Origin of the sequence: Synechococcus sp. H70.1, from assembly GCF_047502705.1 — a bacterium.
Lineage (GTDB): Bacteria > Cyanobacteriota > Cyanobacteriia > Thermostichales > Thermostichaceae > Thermostichus.
On record NZ_JANSIV010000124.1, the window covers coordinates 1 to 679 of the forward strand.

1 protein-coding gene is annotated in these 679 nt (G+C 68.3%); it reads left to right on the plus strand.

Features of this window, described 5'->3' with window-relative positions:
* Window positions 1-679 (plus strand): hypothetical protein (locus tag NW827_RS09255; RefSeq protein ID WP_414503602.1); only part of this gene is annotated, 679 nt, incomplete at both ends.

Sequence of the window (679 nt, forward strand, 5' to 3'; positions counted from 1 at the left end):
CACACCCACGCCGACGCGGACACCCACGCCAACCCCAACGCCGACGCGGACACCTACGCCGACGCCAACACCTCCTCCTATCGAAACCTTTGCGCCCGATGCTCCCGGCAAGAGCCCCTTGGGCGAGTGGATGGCGGCCAAGCCCAACACGGTGGAGCTGCGCCCCGTGGGCGAAGTTCAAGCCGAGCCGGAGACGATCAGCGTCCACGACGTGGCCCAGGCTGCCGATGAAGGTGTAACCATTGCCCTAGAGCCGCGGCTTTCGCCGGTGCTGGAGGTGAAAGCAGGGGTGCCCAAGCCGCCCAAGTGGCCCAACCCTGCCGAAGCCCTGCAGGCCGCCTTCAACTGGATCTTCGGCGAGCCGGCCCACGCCGCCCGCAACGGCCTGAGGAGCAACTTGCTGCTCCTCCAGATCGCCAACCCCAGCAAAGAGCCGGGCATCCGCCCTGCCGAAAGCGGCGCTCCAGAGATTGCCGGCGACCTGGCTCGAGGCGGCGATGGCTGGGCACGGCGGCTGCGGCGCCAGTTGCTCAAAGGGGATCTAACCGTCCGCTGCGACTCTGAAGAGAAAGTCGGCCCCGATGGCGGCTTCTGGGTGCCGGGCGTGTTCCGCCCCAACTTCAACGACCGCTTCCGCTACGAGGCCTACACGGGCCGCAGCCGCCCCAGCACGTTGCGC